Raw genomic sequence first — 19870 nt, forward strand, 5'->3', positions numbered from 1 at the left:
TATTCATGTACATTAGCAGCTAGACAGGACAACATCTGTTTGCGGTATCGCGCAACATGCCAGTACTTTCCCTTCCGCTATTTCGCTATCTTGAATCGCTGGTACGTCTGGTTGATGCACCAAACCGCTCTCTACTTTTACCTTACAGGCACCGCAAAACCCAGCTCGGCAAGAATAAGCAATATTGATACCTGCCTCTTCTGCTTGTTCTAATAAATTTTGCTGGTTGCTACCGACAAACTCATCGCCATCAAATGAAATATTCACTGGCTTTTCAGGCTCGGTCGTCGCGCTGCTCACACCGAATGCTTCTTGGTGATAGCTTGTCGCAGGCAACCCCAACGACATGAGTAAAGTTTTGGCAGACTGCATAAAACCGTCTGGTCCACACACAAAAACTTGGCGCGTGGCGATATCGGCAATTGACGCTAAGTGAGCAAGGCTCAAGCGACCTGTCTGCCCTTCCCAGTCTCTACCTGGTTGTGTCAGCGCTACATCAACCTTTAAACTAGGGTGCTTGTTCACCAACTCCGCTAGCTCTTGCTTAAAAGGAATATCCTCGGGTGTTGAACACTGATGATAAAAAACGACGTCATCGATTCGCGCTCTATCACTAAGATCTCTTAGCATAGACATCATCGGCGTGACCCCACTGCCGGCAGACAACAATAATAATGGCTGATGCTCATCGCTTTTTAGATGAAAGTCACCGTTGGGGGTATCGGCAAGCAAAGTATCACCCACTTGAAAGTGGTCAAAGAGCCAGTTCGATACTTCACCACTGTCTAAGCGCTTCACCGATATAGCCAATCGTCCCGGTCGGCTGGGAGATGACGACAAAGTATATAAACGTTTAACCATTGTGCCGTTAATAATAAGTTCGATAGGCAGATGTTGCCCCGCTTTATATTTGGGTAACTCACCCTGCTGCGGCTCTAGCCAAAACGTCTCAAAATTCTTGGCAATATGCTCTCTTTCTACGCAAACAAATGTCTGTTTATTGGCATCAAGATCGGGGTAGGCCTCTTTATCTTTGTATTCCAGCACTTCAATGACGTCATCGACGTGAATCATCCCTTCGTTTTTCGCCACTAAGTTCTGACCAAAGAACACGCCACCACGTTCGTTGGCTCTAAAGCGAGAGAACGTCGTCAACGGCTCCTTGCTGGCCCTGAACTCTCCTTTCTCGACATCAACGGTTGTTAATACGCAACGCTCACACGGTTTAACCGCTTCAAATTCAACTTCGCCAATTTTGATGCGCTTCCAAGCGTCTTCAATGAACGCTTCGTCAGACTGAACCACAAGGTTAGTGCGAAACTGATCCATGCTGTGTTCTTCCGAGCTACGCGCATTTAACGCCGCTAAGGAACCCGTACTAATCACCAGTAAGGGATAGCCGTCAGCAAAGCTAACATTGTGACCAATCTTTTCACGAAGACGGTTGGATTGCTCACCGGTATAAAGCAGCTCCACTCGCTGTCCAAGCACCTGACTAAACCAATCATCCGCGTTATCAGTGGTGGTGTACGCGGTAAACTTGTCGTTCCACACCTGCGCAGGGGCTTCTTGCATTTTAAACTGCGTATACTCGAGCTTAAGTGGCGGTTGCCCTGGATACGTGAATACCATTCCAGAGGGGATAATGCTCGAAGAAACCTTGACCATGTTCGGATGTTTTCTTGCCGTCACCATATTACCATCGGCTAACGCCACCATAAAACGACGGTCAAACGAGAGGCCTTGTAATTCAACCCAAGACGATGACAAAGCAATCCCTCCAACCGACTTGGCAGGGTAAATATTAATTTGAGACAGTTGAGCAGTTTCAGTCACGATTTCTTCCTTTCATCATTATCTTTTATGGCAATCTTATCGCCTTTTCTGGCGCAGTCCCAGAAACTTAGTGAAATCTTACTCAAATTCCACTATCATCCTGTCGCCTAAACGTAAGCGTTTGCATTCACATTTTTCGCTGCGATTTAGGCTCCGTTTCAAGCACAATTTAACCTTGGTGGGAGCCGAAATGACTACATTGACTATTACTCGTCCTGATGACTGGCACGTTCACCTTCGCGATGGCGAAGTACTGAAAGATACCGTTCGCGACATTAGCCGCTACAATGGCCGCGCACTGATCATGCCAAATACCATCCCACCTGTCACCGATACCGAGATGGCGCTTGCCTATAAAGCTCGTATCATGGCCGAGCAGCCATCAGAGCAATTTGAGCCGCTCATGGCACTCTACCTCACTGACAACACTTCTCCTGAAGAAATTCGTAAAGCTAAAGCGGCTGGCGTCGTCGCTGCTAAGCTCTACCCTGCAGGTGCAACCACGAACTCTGATTCTGGCGTAACGTCGGCGAAAAATGTCTACTCTACATTGGAAGCAATGGAAGAAGTGGGCATGTTGCTTTTGGTTCACGGTGAAGTCACGACACATGACATCGACATCTTTGATCGTGAAAAAGAGTTCCTTGAAACTGTTTTAGCGCCTGTTGTTAATGACTTCCCAAACTTGAAAATCGTCCTTGAGCATATCACGACTGCAGACGCCGCTAACTTTGTGAAAAACGCCAACGACAATGTCGCAGCAACGATTACGGCGCACCACCTTCTATACAACCGTAACCACATGCTGGTTGGCGGCATCAAACCACACTTTTATTGCTTACCAATTTTAAAGCGTGGATCACACCAGCAAGCGCTTGTTGAGGCCGCTACGAGTGGTAGCAAGAAATTTTTCCTAGGCACGGACTCTGCGCCGCATGCTAAAGGCATGAAAGAAGCAGCATGTGGTTGTGCTGGTTCTTATACCGCGCACGCGGCTGTCGAGCTTTACACTGAAGTGTTTGAGCAAGAAGGTAAACTAGAAAACCTTGAAGCGTTTGCTAGCCACAATGGCCCAGATTTTTACAATCTGCCACGCAACACAGATACCATCACGCTAGAAAAAGCACCATGGGATGTGCCAGCAACCATGCCATTTGGTCGCGATATTGTGGTACCGATTCGCGCAAATGAACAAATTGTCTGGAAAGTAAAATAAGCACTCAGCATTAGTGCCTGATAACGCCCCTATCTTCGGGGCGTTTCTATTTCAGCCGCAAGGTTTTCCGACATACTAAGTTAAAACGCAATATCCTGAGACGCCACAACCAGCGCCATGAATCACCGAAGAAGGTAACATTCAATGACCGAACAAGTAGCAATCCAAACCCCTTGCCGCGCAGCCTGTAAAAATAATGGTGGGATCTGCAGTGGCTGTCATCGGACCATGAATGAGCTTTCCGGTTGGCGTCATCTCTCCAACGATGATCGCCAACAGAAGATGACTCAGATTTCGGGAGAGCAAGCCACCCACAAGTGTGAGCAATGTGGTGAGCCCGCCTATTGTGAAATCTCTGCTGGCAAAGACAGCTGTTGGTGTTTTGAGATTGACAAACGTGACACTTCGTCACTGCCCACTTCTACACTCTGCTTATGTCGCCAGTGCTTGTCGGCCTTACCCATTAAGTAGCAGGTCTGCCACCATACCTCATGCTCCCACTAGCTAGGCAGCCCCCCATATTGAGTACACTCTTTGGTCTTTTCTGTTGTTGCAACTTTGTTAAATAACAATTAGAGTAAATAATCCACTCTATAAGGTATGGTAACAATGGAAGAGTTATTGAAAGACTACCCGGTCATCACTGAAATATCGGTCGCTTGGGGAGAAATGGATGCGTTAAACCACGTCAATAATGCCGTATATTTCCGCTATTTTGAGACAGCTCGATTAGAGTACTTCAGCCATATCAATCTGATGGAAGACATGGCGATCACGAAAGTGGGACCGGTATTAGGCGACACATATTGTCGTTACAAATTACCCGTCACTTACCCTGATACGTTGCTCATTGGATCGCGAATTACTCACCTTGAAGCCGATCGCTTCACCATGGAATACCAAATTGTGAGTAAGAAAATGAACAAAGTGACCACCACCGGCACTGCGACTATTGTAATGTTTGATTTTGTCACCAATAAAAAAGCGAATATTTCAGACAAACTCATGCAAGCGATTGAAGAAACCTACCCTCACGGAGTAACCACCGTCTAAGTGCGCGTTCACTAAAAGACTCCAAAACACGGTTACTTACGCAATCCTCACCTTACTGCGCTTGCTGTTCTTATAACTCGTCGTTATCCTAACGAAAAGACATAATAAGAGAGCAGCAAGATGCACAACAGTGTCCAATACCCTATTGGTATTCCCGGTCAAAAATGGACAAAGCAAGATGTCCAACAGTGGCGTGAAACCACGTCTGTTAAACGCACGTATCAACACGATGTACTTCCAAAAATAGAGGCGCTAAGAACCACCTTAGATGTCGAGCAGTATGGTGCGTTATCGTACGACACTGAACGCTTTCCCCTTTTTGCCTTAAAAACAAAATCATGGTGCGCAGACAAGCCGACGATTTTAGTGACGGGTGGTGTACACGGATACGAAACCTCCGGTGTGCATGGCGCTCTGCAATTTGCCAAAGACAACGCTCAAGACTACGAAGACGAGTTTAATATCGTCATCGTGCCCTGTGTCAGTCCTTGGGGATACGAAACCATCAACCGCTGGAACCCAAACGCTGTAGATCCAAACCGTTCATTCTATGCTAACTCGCCAGCAGAAGAGTCAGCGAATGTTATGGCACTGGTTGAACAACTGGGTGTGCCAATTCTTGCACACGTCGACCTGCATGAAACAACCGACTCCGATGAGAGTGAATTTAGACCTGCTCTTGCGGCTCGTGACGGCCTAGATTATTTTGAGGACAGTGTCCCCGACGGTTTCTACCTTGTCGGTAATACGGAAAACCCAGCTGAAGCATTCCAGACTGCTATTATTAAGTCAGTTGAAAAAGTGACACACATCGCCCCGCCAGATAACGAGGGCAAAATCATCGGCTCTGCTGTTGTTCAACACGGTGTCATTAACTATCCATTGAAAAAGCTCAGCCTCTGTACTGGAATGACCGATTGTATGTACTCCACCACAACCGAAGTCTACCCTGATAGCCCTAAAGTAAATGAGCAAGAGTGTAACGATGCGCAAGTGGCAGCCATTTTAGGTGCGATTCATTACCTACAAAAGCACGCCTAACTCATAGAAGGGTGCTGCCCAGCACCCTTCTTCCAAGCGCCCAACACTCTCAGTTCTAAAACAAGTCATCCGCAAAGCCAATCACCTAAAAAATACCTCGTATCGATGACAAGTCGCCACCAGCATACCCCTTAGCTTTCGATTGAAATTCACAAATCGACCACTCGCATCACATCAATTTATAAACGCAAGACCAATAATCATGCAAAATAATCCATTGCTATTCTATCTAACCTAAAATAACGGTAGGCTATAGTCATAAAGACTAAAAATAACAAAAACAATTACAAGGAAGTGGAAGCCGCATGACAACTCGTCGTATTTTAGGTGTCATTACAGCGCTTAGCTGTACGCTCATTACACCATTGAGCCAAGCATCTACGCCTACCAGCGTAAAATCACGTGTCGACCGACTCGAAACTCCAGACCGTGTCCGCGAATCGATGATTCTTCCCTACCTGTTTAGTACAGAAACCATGGGATTAAACATTGGTGTCGGTGGGATGGTAAAAGGTTGGCATCAAGACCAAATGACCGTGGGTGGCACCGTTTTTGGTGGTGATGTCAGCCGAGCGGTCGCAGGTGGTGTCTGGAACTATATGATTCCCGGCACTGAACGAGTCTTTTTAAGTGCCTACGGCATGCTTGGGTATTACCCTAAACAAAGAGCTTACACCACCGGGCCTGATCCTTATCCTGTTGGCTCCCCTCTACCGGGCAGTAATGGTTCATCCAATACCCAGTTTTTCGAAGCAGATGGGGCATCAAATTGGTTTGATATTAAAATGGAATACGTGCTGCCAATTGGTGCCAATCGAGAGCACGGCCTAGTCGACTACTCAATAAGAAATGGTCTGCTGGTATCCGAGCCCTCTGGTGGCAAAGAGTGGAACCCAATGACCAGTGGCTCAACCATTTTTGTCGCTCGCCAGTTTAATCGCTATCAATCATTTGAATTTGCTCAAGGAACCAGCGATGGCACCATCCACTCGATGGAATTTGGCATACTTTATGATAACACCGACTTTGCGCCTAACCCTTCTTTTGGTAGCCGACAATACGTCGCTACATCACACGACTGGGGCTGGTTCGACTCAAAACAGCAATGGTCATTCAACGAAGTCGATTTAAGTAAATATTTTTCATTAGGGAAATCGGATTGGGCGTCCCAACGAATTATCGCCATGAATTTTTGGACTGGGCTGTCGCCCACTTGGAATGTAGAAACTGACGGCCAAGGACAACAAAGAGTCAGCGGAGGTGCACCATACAATGAAGGGGCGACACTAGGTGGATTCACGCGCATGCGTGGCTATGATAACAATCGATTCCACGACAAAGCGGTTATTTATGGTACCGCAGAATATCGCTACACCCTGGCTTACAACCCTGCTAAAGATGTTTCTTGGTTAAACTTCTTGCGTATCGACTGGATACAACTCGTTGGGTTTGTTGAAGTAGGACGTGTGGGTGCCGCGTATACCGCCAACGAACTTCTCACAGATCTGAAATACGATGCCGGGGGCTCAGTACGAGCATTGATGGCAGGGCTAGTGGTTCGAGCCGACCTTGCGAAATCACCTGAAAGCACCAACTTCTGGATCATGGTTGATCATCCGTTCTAAATATCGGCCCATTGGATTGATAGTACAGACTAGAGCTGGCTATCAATCCAATTAATAAATGTCCTCACTTTCGGTCGCTCTTCATGTCCAGACAAGCAAACAAGATCATACGTTTGATCCGTATTCATCGCAGGATAAGGGCAAACTAATTCGCCACGTTTGATATGGTCTTGTACAAAGTAGTACCTTCCCATCGCCAACCCAAGAGAGTTTAACGCACCAGTAAGATCTAACCCTCTGTGACTCACACAGTAGAACGAATTAAAAATATCGATATCATACTGATGATGCTTTGCCCAACGCTCCCACACGTTAGAGCCGAGCGCATGTAATAAGTTTACGTCTTTTAGGCCATCCACACCTCTATCAAAGAGATCCCACTGCTGGGCATATTCCGGTGTACAAACGGGGATATACCGCTCGCCGAACAAAGGCTTTACAAAGCAATCCGCTGGTTTTTGATCACCATAGTAGAATGCAATGTCCACCTGATCTTTTTGAAACTGCTGTTGCTCCTCATGCACCAAGATATTCACATTAAAATTGGGATAACGACGCTTAAAGTCTTTCAATCTCGGCACGAGCCATGAAGAAGCAAAATAAGGAGAGCTAGCCACAGTGATCTCGCCACTCATTTCCGTAGATTTAATATCTTCAATTTCACCAAAAATGGTATTCAGCGACTTCGAAAGCGTTTGATAGAATCGCGCTCCCTCGTCCGTTAATCCAAGCTTTCTTGTCCCACGAGTGAATAGATTAAAGCCAAGTGATTTCTCTAGCACTTTAATCCGATGACTGACCGCACCTTGAGTTAAATGAAGCTCTTTTGCCGCGATAGTAAAACTGAGTGTTTTCGCCGTCACATTAAACGTATGCAAATTTCTTAATAAGGTTTGCTCATTAGCCACAGTTTTTACGCCCTACTTATTAAAATTTTTAATCCATCATACTTTAGAATTAGTTTGTTTGCATCGATAAATAAGTTTCAAATAGGAGCCAGTGGATCGATAAACCTCTAATCCAAAGAGGCGCGACAAAACAACATTTTAGGTTTAACAAATTATAAAGATAATGAGGTGTGAATGAATATTCTTGGCTATATGCAAAAAGTTGGTAAAGCGCTGATGGTTCCAGTCGCTACATTGCCAGCTGCGGCGATTTTGATGGGTGTCGGCTACTGGCTAGATCCCACAGGATGGGGCGCTGACAGCGTCCTCGCCGCTTTTCTAATTAAATCAGGCTCTGCCATTATCGATAATATGGCAGTATTGTTTGCCGTCGGTGTCGCATTTGGATTAAGTCGCGACAAAAACGGCTCTGCCGCGCTCTCTGGATTCATTTGTTTCCTAGTCCTTACTACCCTTCTTTCTCCCGATACTATTCAACAGCTTAAAGGGCTTGCCGCTGATGAAGTACCTGCGGCATTTTCTAAAATAAACAACCAGTTTATTGGCATACTCGTCGGTATTGTCTCTGCCGAGATTTATAACCGCTACTCGGGTGTTACGCTGCCTAAAGCTTTAGCATTTTTTAGTGGCAAACGCCTCGTCCCAATCTTAACGTCAATCGCAGGCATGGTGCTGGCCTTTGTTTTACTTTATGTCTGGCCAGTCGTGTATGACGCACTTATCGTTCTAGGCGTTAAATTACAATCAATGGGAGCGATAGGCGCTGGTTTATTCGGCTTCTTCAATCGCCTAATGCTTACTGTCGGCATGCACCACGCGTTATATCCTGTTTTCTGGTTTGATGTCGTGGGCATCAACGATATTCCAAACTTCCTAGGTGGGGCTCAATCCATTGCTAATGGCACTGCAACAGTGGGTGTCACAGGTATGTATCAAGCCGGCTTCTTCCCTATTATGATGTTTGGCCTACCGGGCGCTGCTCTTGCCATTTATCACTGTGCCGACAAAAAGAACAAATCTGCAGTATTTTCAATCATGCTTGCAGCTGCAATGGCGTCGTTTTTCACAGGTATAACCGAGCCATTAGAATTCAGTTTCATGTTTTTAGCACCGGTTCTATATCTGCTACACGCCGTACTCACGGGTATCTCACTTTATATCGCGGCGTCAATGCAATGGATGGCTGGCTTTGGTTTCTCTGCAGGATTCGTGGACTTAGTTCTTTCTAGCCAAAACCCATTGGCAGTCCAATGGTATATGCTCATTGTGCAGGGTCTCGTGTTCTTCGCTATCTACTACTGCGTATTCCGATTCGCTATCGTGAAATTCAACCTAAAAACCCCTGGTCGTGGTGAGGACATGGCGCAAGAGCAACAAGCTGATACCTCTACCGATGACGGTTTAGAAACGCTAACACAGCAGTATATTGAAGCTTTAGGTGGGTCAGACAACATTACAGAAGTCGACAACTGCATTACACGTCTACGACTGTCTGTCAAAGATTCGGCTCTGGCTGACAAAGACCGACTCAAACAACTGGGTGCTGCTGGTGTCATTCCGATTGGGAAAAATGGCATACAAGTCATCGTTGGTCTTGGCAAAGTCGACAAAGTAGCAGAACAAATGAAAGTGGCTTTAGCTCAATAAGCTTACATTCGAGCCACCAGCCGAGTCATCTGATATAGAAAGGTGGCTCACTGCTCCTCATCGATGGAGCAAAATCCAACTCATTTCTCTCTATGCGTAAATCAACTAGACGTATAAAACATGAGAAATAGCGGTGTTATTTATCCTAGTAAAAACGTACCGCTCCCCCTAAAGCGCAGAATCGCCTAGTCACCGATTCTGCGCTTATTTTTGGGATTAACTTCACGATTTATCTTATGTATTTAATCTCGACTATTTTCGTAAAACGCGCGCTAGTTTGTGCAAAACGACTACTGCTACTCTGCAATGAATAAAACTAAGCCACTCTAAAGATCATTGAACATTTAGAAGTGCTAAAAATAATTCAACATTAAACGAGGTACAGCATGTCTAACGCTTTCTACATTCCATCTCTTAATCTCATGGGTGCAGGTTGTCTTACCGAAGCCGTCAATACTATTAAAGCGCACGGTTTTAGCAAAGCATTGGTCGTAACCGACAACGTTTTGAATAAGATCGGCGCCGTCAATAAACTGACCACGCTACTAGACAATGCCAATGTTTCAGCCGTGATCTACGACGCGACAAAGCCCAACCCAACCATTGAAAACGTTAATGATGGTTTGGCACTGTTAAAAGAGAACCAATGTGACTGTGTCATTTCATTTGGCGGCGGCTCGCCACATGATTGTGCAAAAGGCATTGCGCTACTGGCCACCAATGGTGGTGAAATCAAAGACTATGAGGGCGTTGATGTCTCGGCGAAACCACAACTACCGCTCATTTCAATCAATACTACGGCGGGCACAGCATCTGAAATGACACGCTTTTGCATCATTACCGATGAAGCTCGTCATATTAAAATGGCTATTGTTGATAAAAACGTCACTCCGATTGTGTCAGTTAATGATCCGGAGCTTATGCTAGCCAAACCCGCCTCATTAACCGCGGCTACAGGCATGGATGCACTAACACACGCTATTGAAGCGTATGTGTCTGTCGCAGCCACACCCGTCACCGATGCTGTGGCAATCAAAGCCATCGAAATGGTACAAGCCAACCTACGAGAAGCGGTACGTAATGGGGACAACCTAGAAGCGCGCGACAATATGGCTTATGCGCAGTTTATGGCGGGCATGGCATTTAACAATGCGTCACTCGGTTATGTTCACGCTATCGCCCACCAGCTAGGTGGCTTCTACGACCTCCCACATGGAGTATGCAATGCGATTTTGTTGCCACACGTTCAAGACTACAACGCCAAAGTGGTTCCCGCTCGTTTAGCTGATGTTGCACGTGCGATGGGTGTGGACACCGCAGACATGAGCGACGCACAAGCCGCAAATGCGGGGCTCGAAGCCATCCGCCAACTCTCCAAAGATGTCAACATTCCTTCTGGCTTAGAAGAGTTAGGGGTGAGTAAAGATGACTTTGACATATTGGCTCAAAATGCTCTAAAAGATGCCTGTGGATTCACTAACCCGAAACAAGCCAGCCATGATGAGGTTGTAGAAATTCTAGCCGCGGCTTTGTAACAATGATGACTTAACCGTGTTCGACTAATACGAGAAAATTAGTTGCCATCGCTCACAAAAATGCAGGTCAATCGTTTGCCTGCATTTGTCATTTTATAAACCCTTCGCCTTTCCTATTACAGATCAATGTTACACGCCATTGTTGTGCCTAGTATATGAGCTCAGCTGAATAAAGGAGAGAGCCCATCGTCTATGCATAAAATAAGTAACTTCTGTCGAATAGACGAGCGAGAGTACGCGCTTTCTACCGGCAATATGAATGTACTCTATTATGATCTCCCAAAACACTTTCACGATGAATACCGTTCATACGATGCTCCGCGGCTATGCACGATTTTAAAAGGGAGTAAGTCTGTTGTCGTTAACCAGTCGGGTAACTTTCAATATCAAAGCGATCAATCTATTTTGTTGCCACCAAACTCTACGATCTACATGACTATGCCAGAAGAGACGAAAGCGCTGGTCTATGAATTTAATGAGCCCATCATTGAACAAGTCCGCCAACGGGTATCTGATACTCTCGAACTTAACGCCCCTAGCTCACTAAACTCACAGCAATTTGCTGTCAACCCTGTCGATCATCGCATTGAAACTCTGCACACCAGAATGCAAGAGATCCTTCGCTCACAAGATACAAGCATGGAATTTCTTATTGATTTAACGGGCCAAGAGATGGTCTTTGAATTAATGCGTAAAACTAACTGCCAGAACATAATGACGTGCCACGGCAATCACCCCATCAGTAAAGCGATACGTATTATGCGCTCATCCGCTGGGTTGCAAATGAGTTTGTCGCAGATCGCCGAAGAAGTAGGTATGTCGCTTTCAAGTTTTTCACAAAAATTCAAAGCTGTGACACAAGTCAGTCCCAAGCAATATCTAACTCAATTAAGATTACAAGCGGCGTATCGAAACTTAGCATTAATGTCCGTGACCGATGCTGCACTAGAGTCTGGCTACCATAATATTTCCCATTTTATTCGCTTATTTAAAGGCGAATACGGTCTAACGCCTAAGCAATTTCAACAACAAAAGCATTGAAGAACACCATCTAATAGCCCTATAACAGGGCCATTAGCGTCAATAACTCGGTCATGAGTGAAACCGAAATATAGAGTAAACAAAGGTTAGAAATAGTAGTTCGCCTGCAGCCATCCTGTTGTGTCTTTAAGAGAAATGCCTGACTCCGCAGTATGCTCGACCTTAAACCCTACCGAGATTGTTTCTGACAACATATAACCACCACCAATTTCCACTTGCGCCACCCATTCCCTTGCATGATCAATATAAGTGGATTTAGGGTTAGCATACAACCAATGTCCCGCATCAAATGCATACATCCCATATAAACCAGCTTGATAAATGGTGCTGTTGAGTTTGTACGGTAATGTGTTTGTTGTTGGCTGCTCTTTTATATCCGCTGAAGTACGACCTACAGAGAGCATCGGAAACACTAAAACATTATCAGTCACCTGATACTTATAAATCATACCAGCAAGTGCCGTTGTACTTGCCGTATCACCTAGTACATCAACACTGAAGCCTAGTCCATCAGTAACGTGGAAGTATCGCGCTCGATAATTGTAATCCAATTTATCATTGACCGTTTTTTTGTCCGCTAAGCCCACGTCTAACTGAAATATATTGTTTCCTAAGCCAAGCATCCCATTAAGTTGAGTCGCGTCACCCGCTCGAGAAACACCTAACGTCGTAAAAGAAGCCGTAGGATCACCGTAATTAACATCCTCGGTTAACGCATTAAAATGATTGGTTTCTGATTTTTCAGATGCAAAAGTGCCTATCGCTATCGCGCACAAAGCGATAGCCAGAAAATGTTTATGCATGGTAATACCTAATTAAGATAAGTCCTTTTAACTAGGCCATCCGTAGAAAGGGGGAAAAATGCCAAGCAGCGTCACTCTACTTACAAGGTGTAAATGTTGCGGTACCTGAGACTTCAGCCTGCTCAACTAAATCTGCACACGAGACGGTATTAATGCTTGCTAACTCATGAAGATTAATACGAATATCACTATACGTATCCATATTACGCATCTTAAACGAGCCATTTTCTAAGTTGTAGGTATATTGTATCCACGTTGCGTAGGTCTCACCGTTAGCTGGGTCGATAATGTCTTGTGGAACAAGATTTCCTGCATCAAACGTAGACTGCAATTTTCCTTCTGTTTGCGCCCATGTTGCTTGTGGAGAAAAACGGATATGCTCAGAGTTATATAGCCCTCGCAACATCCGTTCAGGTGACGAGATCGTTGAGCCAATCTTATGACCATTTTCTAGAACGGCTAAATCGCCTATTTTCTCAGCGTTAGCATCATGGAATTGTTGCAATGGTGCGTTCGCCATGACTCGCATCTTGTCATTAACCGAACCACGGTGAACCACCATTTTGCCACCGTCATTTAATTCAAACAGGGCGATGTCACCACTTTTATCTTGTACCGAGATATGCAGACCATGTTGAGTACCATGAATTCCATCCGCCCACGCAAACTGGAATTCGTTAGCGTTAAATGCTGACACCGCTTCTTGCACCGTTTTAAAATTCTGTGCCATGAACGCTGCTGCATCTCCCCAGTTGACCGCAGGTGCACCTGTGTCTTTATAGTCCTTGATGAAGGCTTGCGAGTCGTAAAGATAGAGTGTTGATGCTGAAAGCCCTTCACTGTTGATCGCTTCACCTGACGTATCTACAAATACTTCACGTTCTTCCAAATTTAACGTAGGATATTTGACCGTCCAAGATGCAGAGTTACCGTAGGAAGGTACTGCCTTAGTGGTCACCGCGGTACCAACTGGTGTGACAATTGCGACTGTGCCTAGTTTTTCGCCCCAATCCAAGGTTCTAACTTGCGAGACACCATAAGGTGTATCAAGCGTAATCCGAGAACAAGCATTCGCCGTCGTCGTCATAATATTGGTTGTCGCCGCAGCTAAAGCAAGTACGATAATCTTTTTATTCATGAGAATTCCCCTAGTTAATAAGCAAGTTATGACATTGTCACAATCTGCGGATAGGGGGATACTAGGCACAATAACAAGATGCATCAAAACGGTTATTATTCGAAAATCATATAGTTCAAAAATTTAATAATTAAATAATCATGCGGAGCTGTCACCCCAAACTTAACATCGGTTCAACTCACTTGCTTATAAACGTTAGCAACGTAATCAAGGGGAGTCGCCGCGACGATTTTTTTAAAATTGCGATGAAAATGGCTTTGGTCGCTAAACCCAAGATCGATCGCAACATGCGCGATCGACTGTCCCTGTTTTAGGCGAGATTTTGCTTCATTCACTCTTGATACCATCTGCATCGCGTATGGCGTTACACCGTATTCCGAACGAAATGCATGGATAAAGTAGTATTCACTCAATCCAACATGCTCTGCCATCTCGCGAACCGAAACACTCTTATCGTAGCGACTCTGAATGAAACGTAGCGCATTCGTCAACTTACCTTTTACGTTCTTTTCATGAATCACTTGGACGCCACTGCGCTGAAATAGCTCAGCAAAGAACGCGATACTCTCTTGCTCCAACGCTTCTTTAGAGTCTTCATTAAGCAACGTCTCCGCTAAAGATTGAAACTGTGAAAATACCACTTTATCGGTTAAATGTGGCTGAGCGAGGGGTACAAAGTCCTTGCCATCAGAGCCATTCAGCTTCGCTTGAAGTGATGCTAACCATGTAGGGCAAACAAACAGCATTTTATAACTCCAAGAATCACTAGATTTGGGGTTGCATGCATGCACTTCTAGCGGGTTAACGATAACCGTTGACCCACTAGAGATCGATATTTCCCGATCGTTGATAGTAAAAATGCTCTTACCATCATCGACCACGCCCACTGAAAATTCCTGATGTGTATGTTTTTGATAGCATGCGGATGAATCTGTCGAGATCCTCATCTCCATAGGAAAATAGGCGGAACGAACAAACATAGGCCGAGCACTCACTTGGGAGTTAAGTTTCGATTCTGACTTAGGCATACCTATTCCATCCTTGGCGTTATGCAGAAATAATAAGGGTATAGACTACGACAGATGCTAATAATCCACCCATTATTTGATTAAATCTTCGATGATGATCGGGATTTTGTAGGACACGTTTTAACAGCGTACCAAACACAGCCCACGTTGAGATAGAGCTATAGCAAACTAGAAAAAACAACCCACAAAACGCCAACAACTGGCTATATTCCAGCGCTCCCTCTCCAATAAATAACGCTGTCGCGGACAAAGAAACAATCCAAGCCTTTGGGTTTAAACCCTGACACATTGCGCCTTGCAGGAACGTTGGCGCAGCTAGGTGATCAACAAAACCATTATCGGATATCTCTGAGTAGGCGACTTTATAAGACAAATAGAGAAGAAATGCGCTTCCAGAATAACTCAGAATAGATAAGCCCCCAGGCACGGTCTGTATAAACCCCGATAACCCTAATCCAGATAAGAATAACAGTGCGACAAAACCGCTTGTCGCCCCCAGTATATGAGGGACCGATTTGATGTATCCGTGATTCGCCCCTGACACCGTGGCTAAGATATTCACAGGGCCGGGTGAAATAGAAGTGACCAAAGCAAATGTTGCCATGGCCAAATAAGTGGTATTCATGTGTGTCCTCGCTGACTCATTTTCCTAATAGTAAGCGAGGATCCCTCATCTAGATTGTACGATATTGCTGTCTTACTCGTTTTGTAAGGGGAAATAAACCCGCTTTAGCTTGGTGAACAAGCGCCCGATATCTTCCAACATGACATAAAGACATGGCACCAAAATCAACGTCACTATGGTAGCGTACATAACAGCAAAACCTAGCGCCACGGCCATTGGTTTGACAAATGCCGCCTGTAAGCTGGTCTCAAACATAATGGGCAATACACCAAAGAAGGTTGTAATCGAAGTCAAGGTTATTGCTCTAAATCGAGCACAGCCCGCCTCCACTACCGCCTGCTTGGCGCAGTGGCAACGCGATTTTATTTGGTTGACATAATCCGTCATTACCAAAGAATCATTAATCACTACCCCAGCCGCCGCTATCAGTCCAAAGGTCGACATCATGCTCATATCAAGACCGTAAAAATAATGGCCCCAAATGGCCCCCGTTAAACTAAACGGAATGACTGACATAATAATAAATGGCTGTGAATAACTCTTCAGTGGGATCGCCAGCAGCATATAAACCGTAATCATACCGGCAATGAAAAAGACGATCTGCTCTGCCTTTTGCTTTTGCTGTTCCTCGATCGTTCCCCCTAACTCTGTTACGACTTGCGGATACTGAGCTTTCATATCAGGCAGCACATTCTCTTCAATATTCCTAACCGCCTTGTCCGGTTCAATCTGAGCCTCATCAATAGAGCCATAGACATACACGGTTCGATAGCCATTCTCTCGGCGAATTTGGTTAATACCAGGCTTACTATCAATATTCACCACATCTCCTAACATGACCTTTTTTCCAGACGGGGTCGTAATCAGTGCATAGCGCAGTGATGAAAAGGCTTCACGGGTCAACTTAGGGTAACGCACCATAACCCGTACTTCTTCGGTGTTTCGTAATACCCTCTGCGCCTCCCCGCCATAAAAACTGCCACCGACTTGCGCCGCAATACTGGCGAGATCAAGTCCAAGATCGTACGCAACCGGCTTTAAAGAAAGTTGAACTTCTCGGCTGCCCGTATCCATCGAAGAACTAATATCATACAAACCCGTTTGTTGCTGAAGTTCGGCAATCAGTGCTCGACCCGCAGCATTAAGCGTCTCCATATCGGGCCCATAAAGTAGATAACCAAATTCATCTCCTCCCTCGCCTCCAGCAACATTGTCATTAATCACTATCGATTTTAGTCCTACGATGGTTGGCATTTTTTCTCGCCATCGCTTCGATAGTTCAAACGCATCCACCGGACGAATAGCTTCATCAACCAAAGGCATAATAATCATACCTTTTGTGCGACTGGTATTAATGGTCATCATATCCCGCACAGCTCGTTGGCCATACTCTTGCTCTATCTCGTCATTCACTTCTTGAACGATACGTTCAAGCGTTAATAACGCATCAATAGTCTGCTCATCCGAAGCATTACTGTTCATTTCAATAGTGATCATAGGAAAGTCAGACGGGACTTTAGGACTCGGGATCATACGTACATGCCCTGCCGTTAGCATCGCCGCACTGACCACAAGCACAGCGATAAATGCCATCACTACAGACCATCGCCACTCCACACACCAAGACACCGTTCGTTTGTAGGGACCATTAACAAACTCAAAGAAACGGCGATTGAAACGGGCGCGAACACTGTTTTCTTTGACGGGGGTAAACTTAGTGTGCGCCAAATGCGCAGGTAAGATCAGCTTTGACTCAATCAAACTGAAAATCAGACAAAAGATAACCACCACAGATAAACCATAGAAGAATGCTTTTTCCGGTCCCGTTGAAAACAAAAATGGCACAAACACCGCAATCGTGGTCAGTACACCAAACGTGGCTGGAGTCGCGACTTTTTGGGCGCCACGAACGACATTCGTCACGCCACCGCCGCTGGTTTCCACTTCGGTATAGACACTTTCTCCAATAACAATGGCGTCATCAACAACGATCCCTAACACCATAATAAAGGCAAATAATGTAATGATATTAATGCTGACATCAAACAAAGGCATCAGCATCACGGCGCCAAGAAAACACACGGGTAGTCCTATCATGACCCACATCGCCAACCGGAATCGTAAAAATATCGTCAACAATATTGCGACAAGTACCGCCCCTTGGAGCAAGTTTTTCAACATCATGTCCAAACGAGCGTTAAGGTAATACGTCATATCCATTAAGGTATGCAATTGAATACCATGAGGTAGCGTTTCATTCTTAGCATCGATATAACGTTTTACGGTTTCAGCAACAGGCACCATATTCTGCGTTTTCGTCGCTTTGACCGTTAGGTAAATACCATTTTCTCCCGAGTATTTGAAATAGTGCTGCCCTTCGGTAAAAGCGTCTTTAATGTCGGCAATATCCCCAAGAAGAACTTTTGAGCCATTTGCCCCCACTTTTACAGGGATCTGTCTAAATTCAAACCCGTTGTAATACTGATTCTCTATTCGTATCGACACCAAACCTGTGCTGGTACGCACCTGACCCGCTGAAAAATTAGCCGAGTATTTTTGAATCGCTTTGACTACATCGTCCAAAGTCAGATCATAAGTACGAAGTTCATCTGGGTGGATCTCAATACCAATTTCATCGGGTGGCGAGCTCACTTCAACCAACGACACATCACCGAGTTGTAATAACTCCTTTTCTATTTGCAGTGCCATCGTTTTAAGTTCAGGCAACGAGGTGTTACCCGACAACACCATGCCAATAACATCTTGCTTAAACTCTATCTGGGTGACTTTAATCGGCTCCATTGCGTTGGGAAAGCTCGCAATACCATCCACTCGCTGCTTAACCTTATCAAGCACCTCCATCAAGTTCGCTTTGGTGTCTATTTCCAATGTCACCATACCGCCTCCGCGGTAGGCATCGGTGACGGCTTTCTTTATTTCCGTGACGTCCTTCAGCGATTCTTCGACTTTAATCAGAATACTTTCTTCTATCTCCTGAGCTGAGACACCCGGATACGAAGCGCTGACTTGAATATAGTTAATTTCAAAGTTAGGGAACATTTGTCGCTGAATTAGAAAGTAACTCACCGTTCCCATAATCAAAATAAAGCCCATTAACAGATTGGCCGCGACCGAGTTTCTCGCAAACAGAGCGATAATTCCTCGCTGAACATTGTTGCTCATTGAGTCTCTCCCTCTTCGTTTCCATTATCTGCACGTATGACTTGCATACCAATTTGGGGGAACTCTGGAACCGTTAATACGAGCACATCACCCTTGTTAAGCCCAGAATCAATGTAAAAGCTCGACTTTTCTTCACGAAGGACGTGAACAGGCTTAGGGATCAGGCGATCATCAGGATCGACTAACCACACTCGATCATCACTGACCAACTCTTGAGGAATCGCATATAAGTCAGCCACGGTTTTGCCGAAGAAGCGCACTTCAACGTAGGAACCAAAAGGCAACGGTGAGAGTTGTGATTTAAGACCATAAGGGTCCTCTACTCGTATCACCATATTGACCATGCGAGTCGCGCTGTCTACTACGCCGAGATCCCTCATCACCCGTCCTTCTCGGGTCGTTTCAATTCGTCCTTTGGCAATAACGTTCGCTTTGGTACCGATTACATTTTTAGGTAGGAAAGGGGCATCAAAACCAGCGATTGGCACCATGATTTCCGCCGTCTCGATATTATTGATTTCCGCGACTTGTGTACCAGCGGTAATATACTGTCCAACGCCAATATTTCTCGAAACAACAAGCGCATCATAAGGGGATTCGATATCACAATTGGCCAAATCTCGCTTGGCTCGCTTCAACCCTGCTTGCGCTGATTTTACTCGAGCTTCTGCACTCAGAACTTGAGGAATACGCAGATAAAGATCTGACACTTGTGTATTGGCGATGTTCTTAGCTTGCTGCTGCGCGACTTTTGCTTTTGCTCGCTCTTCAATCAACGCGGCCTGTGACTGCGCCAATTCCGCTTCAGCCTGCAATACCGCGGCCTCATAGTTGTCTTTTTCTATGGTAAATAGGACCTCACCACGCTTGACGACGCCGCCTGCTACAAAGCTTGGGTGCCAACTGACCACCTCTCCAGACACCTGTGTTGCTAATGCTGTGCGTTCAAGTGGTACGACTTCGCCAAAACTCGAAATCAAAATCTTATGCGATTTAGGTGCCAGCACTTGCGTTTTAACCGTCACTATCGTTTCTAACGATTTTTGTGGTTCTATTTCTGGCTTTGTTTTCTCAACTACGCCATAACCCACTGCCGCCAAACCGACAATAAATATTGGCACTAACCACTTCAAGCTTCGCTTAAACATAAACACAGGTGTCCTTATCCATTAAATCTTCTATTTCCATTGT

The 19870-nt window shown here is 45.3% G+C and carries 16 protein-coding genes; 8 read left to right on the forward strand and 8 right to left on the reverse strand.

Annotation, left to right across the window (positions count from 1 at the left end; all coding sequences use genetic code 11):
* Positions 1 to 12: 12 nt before the first annotated feature.
* Positions 13 to 1836: an MOSC N-terminal beta barrel domain-containing protein gene (locus L4D74_RS07555; protein WP_428751508.1), complete on the reverse strand. Its 1824-nt coding sequence runs from the start codon at positions 1834 to 1836 to the stop codon at positions 13 to 15.
* 190 nt (positions 1837 to 2026) lie between these two features.
* On the opposite strand from L4D74_RS07555, the gene pyrC reads away from it, so the two are divergent.
* The 5 genes from pyrC (at position 2027) to L4D74_RS07580 (ending at position 6771) form a co-directional block, all read left to right on the forward strand.
* A complete protein-coding gene (gene pyrC, locus L4D74_RS07560) occupies positions 2027 to 3052 on the forward strand; it encodes a dihydroorotase (protein WP_265677523.1) in 1026 nt (341 codons plus the stop codon).
* 162 nt (positions 3053 to 3214) lie between these two features.
* Positions 3215 to 3523: a DUF1289 domain-containing protein gene (locus L4D74_RS07565; RefSeq protein ID WP_265677543.1), complete on the forward strand. Its 309-nt coding sequence runs from the start codon at positions 3215 to 3217 to the stop codon at positions 3521 to 3523.
* Positions 3524 to 3661: 138 nt separating this feature from the next.
* Complete coding sequence (locus L4D74_RS07570; protein ID WP_265677522.1) at positions 3662 to 4105, forward strand: acyl-CoA thioesterase; 444 nt, start codon at positions 3662 to 3664, stop codon at positions 4103 to 4105.
* 120 nt (positions 4106 to 4225) lie between these two features.
* Entirely contained in the window at positions 4226 to 5146 is a 921-nt protein-coding gene (locus L4D74_RS07575; protein WP_428751511.1) for a M14 family metallopeptidase, read from the forward strand.
* Between the two features lie 305 nt (positions 5147 to 5451).
* Positions 5452 to 6771: a BamA/TamA family outer membrane protein gene (locus L4D74_RS07580; protein WP_265677519.1), complete on the forward strand. Its 1320-nt coding sequence runs from the start codon at positions 5452 to 5454 to the stop codon at positions 6769 to 6771.
* A gap of 29 nt (positions 6772 to 6800) precedes the next feature.
* Here L4D74_RS07580 and L4D74_RS07585 read toward each other — a convergent pair whose 3' ends face one another.
* A complete protein-coding gene (locus tag L4D74_RS07585) occupies positions 6801 to 7679 on the reverse strand; it encodes a LysR substrate-binding domain-containing protein (protein ID WP_265677517.1) in 879 nt (292 codons plus the stop codon).
* A 174-nt stretch (positions 7680 to 7853) separates the two neighbouring features.
* Between L4D74_RS07585 and nagE the strand changes: the two genes are divergently transcribed.
* From nagE to L4D74_RS07600, 3 genes are all read left to right on the forward strand, one after another.
* Entirely contained in the window at positions 7854 to 9326 is a 1473-nt protein-coding gene (gene nagE / locus L4D74_RS07590) for an N-acetylglucosamine-specific PTS transporter subunit IIBC (RefSeq protein WP_428751512.1), read from the forward strand.
* A gap of 386 nt (positions 9327 to 9712) precedes the next feature.
* Positions 9713 to 10861 (forward strand): L-threonine dehydrogenase, encoded by a 1149-nt coding sequence (gene yiaY, locus L4D74_RS07595; protein ID WP_428751514.1) that lies wholly within the window; start codon positions 9713 to 9715, stop codon positions 10859 to 10861.
* A gap of 192 nt (positions 10862 to 11053) precedes the next feature.
* Positions 11054 to 11902 carry a helix-turn-helix domain-containing protein gene (locus L4D74_RS07600; RefSeq protein WP_428751516.1) on the forward strand — a complete coding sequence of 283 codons (849 nt, stop codon included), beginning with the start codon at positions 11054 to 11056 and terminating at the stop codon, positions 11900 to 11902.
* A gap of 86 nt (positions 11903 to 11988) precedes the next feature.
* Here L4D74_RS07600 and L4D74_RS07605 read toward each other — a convergent pair whose 3' ends face one another.
* From L4D74_RS07605 to L4D74_RS07630, 6 genes are all read right to left on the reverse strand, one after another.
* Positions 11989 to 12705: a hypothetical protein gene (locus tag L4D74_RS07605; protein ID WP_428751517.1), complete on the reverse strand. Its 717-nt coding sequence runs from the start codon at positions 12703 to 12705 to the stop codon at positions 11989 to 11991.
* Positions 12706 to 12781: 76 nt separating this feature from the next.
* Positions 12782 to 13843 (reverse strand): linear amide C-N hydrolase, encoded by a 1062-nt coding sequence (locus L4D74_RS07610; protein ID WP_428751518.1) that lies wholly within the window; start codon positions 13841 to 13843, stop codon positions 12782 to 12784.
* A 173-nt stretch (positions 13844 to 14016) separates the two neighbouring features.
* The gene (locus tag L4D74_RS07615) at positions 14017 to 14871 is read right to left on the reverse strand and encodes an AraC family transcriptional regulator (RefSeq protein ID WP_265677501.1); all 855 of its coding nucleotides are present in this window, start codon (positions 14869 to 14871) and stop codon (positions 14017 to 14019) included.
* 19 nt (positions 14872 to 14890) lie between these two features.
* Entirely contained in the window at positions 14891 to 15496 is a 606-nt protein-coding gene (locus L4D74_RS07620; RefSeq protein WP_428751519.1) for a LysE family translocator, read from the reverse strand.
* A 72-nt stretch (positions 15497 to 15568) separates the two neighbouring features.
* Positions 15569 to 18679, reverse strand: a complete 3111-nt coding sequence (locus L4D74_RS07625; protein WP_265677498.1) for an efflux RND transporter permease subunit — start codon at positions 18677 to 18679, stop codon at positions 15569 to 15571.
* The gene (locus tag L4D74_RS07630; protein ID WP_428751520.1) at positions 18676 to 19827 is read right to left on the reverse strand and encodes an efflux RND transporter periplasmic adaptor subunit; all 1152 of its coding nucleotides are present in this window, start codon (positions 19825 to 19827) and stop codon (positions 18676 to 18678) included. The genes L4D74_RS07625 and L4D74_RS07630 overlap by 4 nt, the downstream gene beginning before the upstream one ends.
* Between the last annotated feature and the right edge of the window lie 43 nt (positions 19828 to 19870).

The organism is Vibrio cionasavignyae, from assembly GCF_050337155.1.
Classification (GTDB): domain Bacteria; phylum Pseudomonadota; class Gammaproteobacteria; order Enterobacterales; family Vibrionaceae; genus Vibrio; species Vibrio nomapromontoriensis.

Bases quoted from the DNA above. Each gene is read 5' to 3' on its own strand.
- pyrC (WP_265677523.1), top strand. From the start codon at position 2,027: ATGACTACATTGACTATTACTCGTCCTGATGACTGGCACGTTCACCTT.
- L4D74_RS07570 (WP_265677522.1), top strand. From the start codon at position 3,662: ATGGAAGAGTTATTGAAAGACTACCCGGTCATCACTGAAATATCGGTC.
- L4D74_RS07575 (WP_428751511.1), top strand. From the start codon at position 4,226: ATGCACAACAGTGTCCAATACCCTATTGGTATTCCCGGTCAAAAATGG.
- L4D74_RS07580 (WP_265677519.1), top strand. From the start codon at position 5,452: ATGACAACTCGTCGTATTTTAGGTGTCATTACAGCGCTTAGCTGTACG.
- nagE (WP_428751512.1), top strand. From the start codon at position 7,854: ATGAATATTCTTGGCTATATGCAAAAAGTTGGTAAAGCGCTGATGGTT.
- yiaY (WP_428751514.1), top strand. From the start codon at position 9,713: ATGTCTAACGCTTTCTACATTCCATCTCTTAATCTCATGGGTGCAGGT.
- L4D74_RS07600 (WP_428751516.1), top strand. From the start codon at position 11,054: ATGCATAAAATAAGTAACTTCTGTCGAATAGACGAGCGAGAGTACGCG.
- L4D74_RS07605 (WP_428751517.1), bottom strand. From the start codon at position 12,705: ATGCATAAACATTTTCTGGCTATCGCTTTGTGCGCGATAGCGATAGGC.
- L4D74_RS07610 (WP_428751518.1), bottom strand. From the start codon at position 13,843: ATGAATAAAAAGATTATCGTACTTGCTTTAGCTGCGGCGACAACCAAT.
- L4D74_RS07615 (WP_265677501.1), bottom strand. From the start codon at position 14,871: ATGCCTAAGTCAGAATCGAAACTTAACTCCCAAGTGAGTGCTCGGCCT.
- L4D74_RS07620 (WP_428751519.1), bottom strand. From the start codon at position 15,496: ATGAATACCACTTATTTGGCCATGGCAACATTTGCTTTGGTCACTTCT.
- L4D74_RS07625 (WP_265677498.1), bottom strand. From the start codon at position 18,679: ATGAGCAACAATGTTCAGCGAGGAATTATCGCTCTGTTTGCGAGAAAC.
- L4D74_RS07630 (WP_428751520.1), bottom strand. From the start codon at position 19,827: ATGTTTAAGCGAAGCTTGAAGTGGTTAGTGCCAATATTTATTGTCGGT.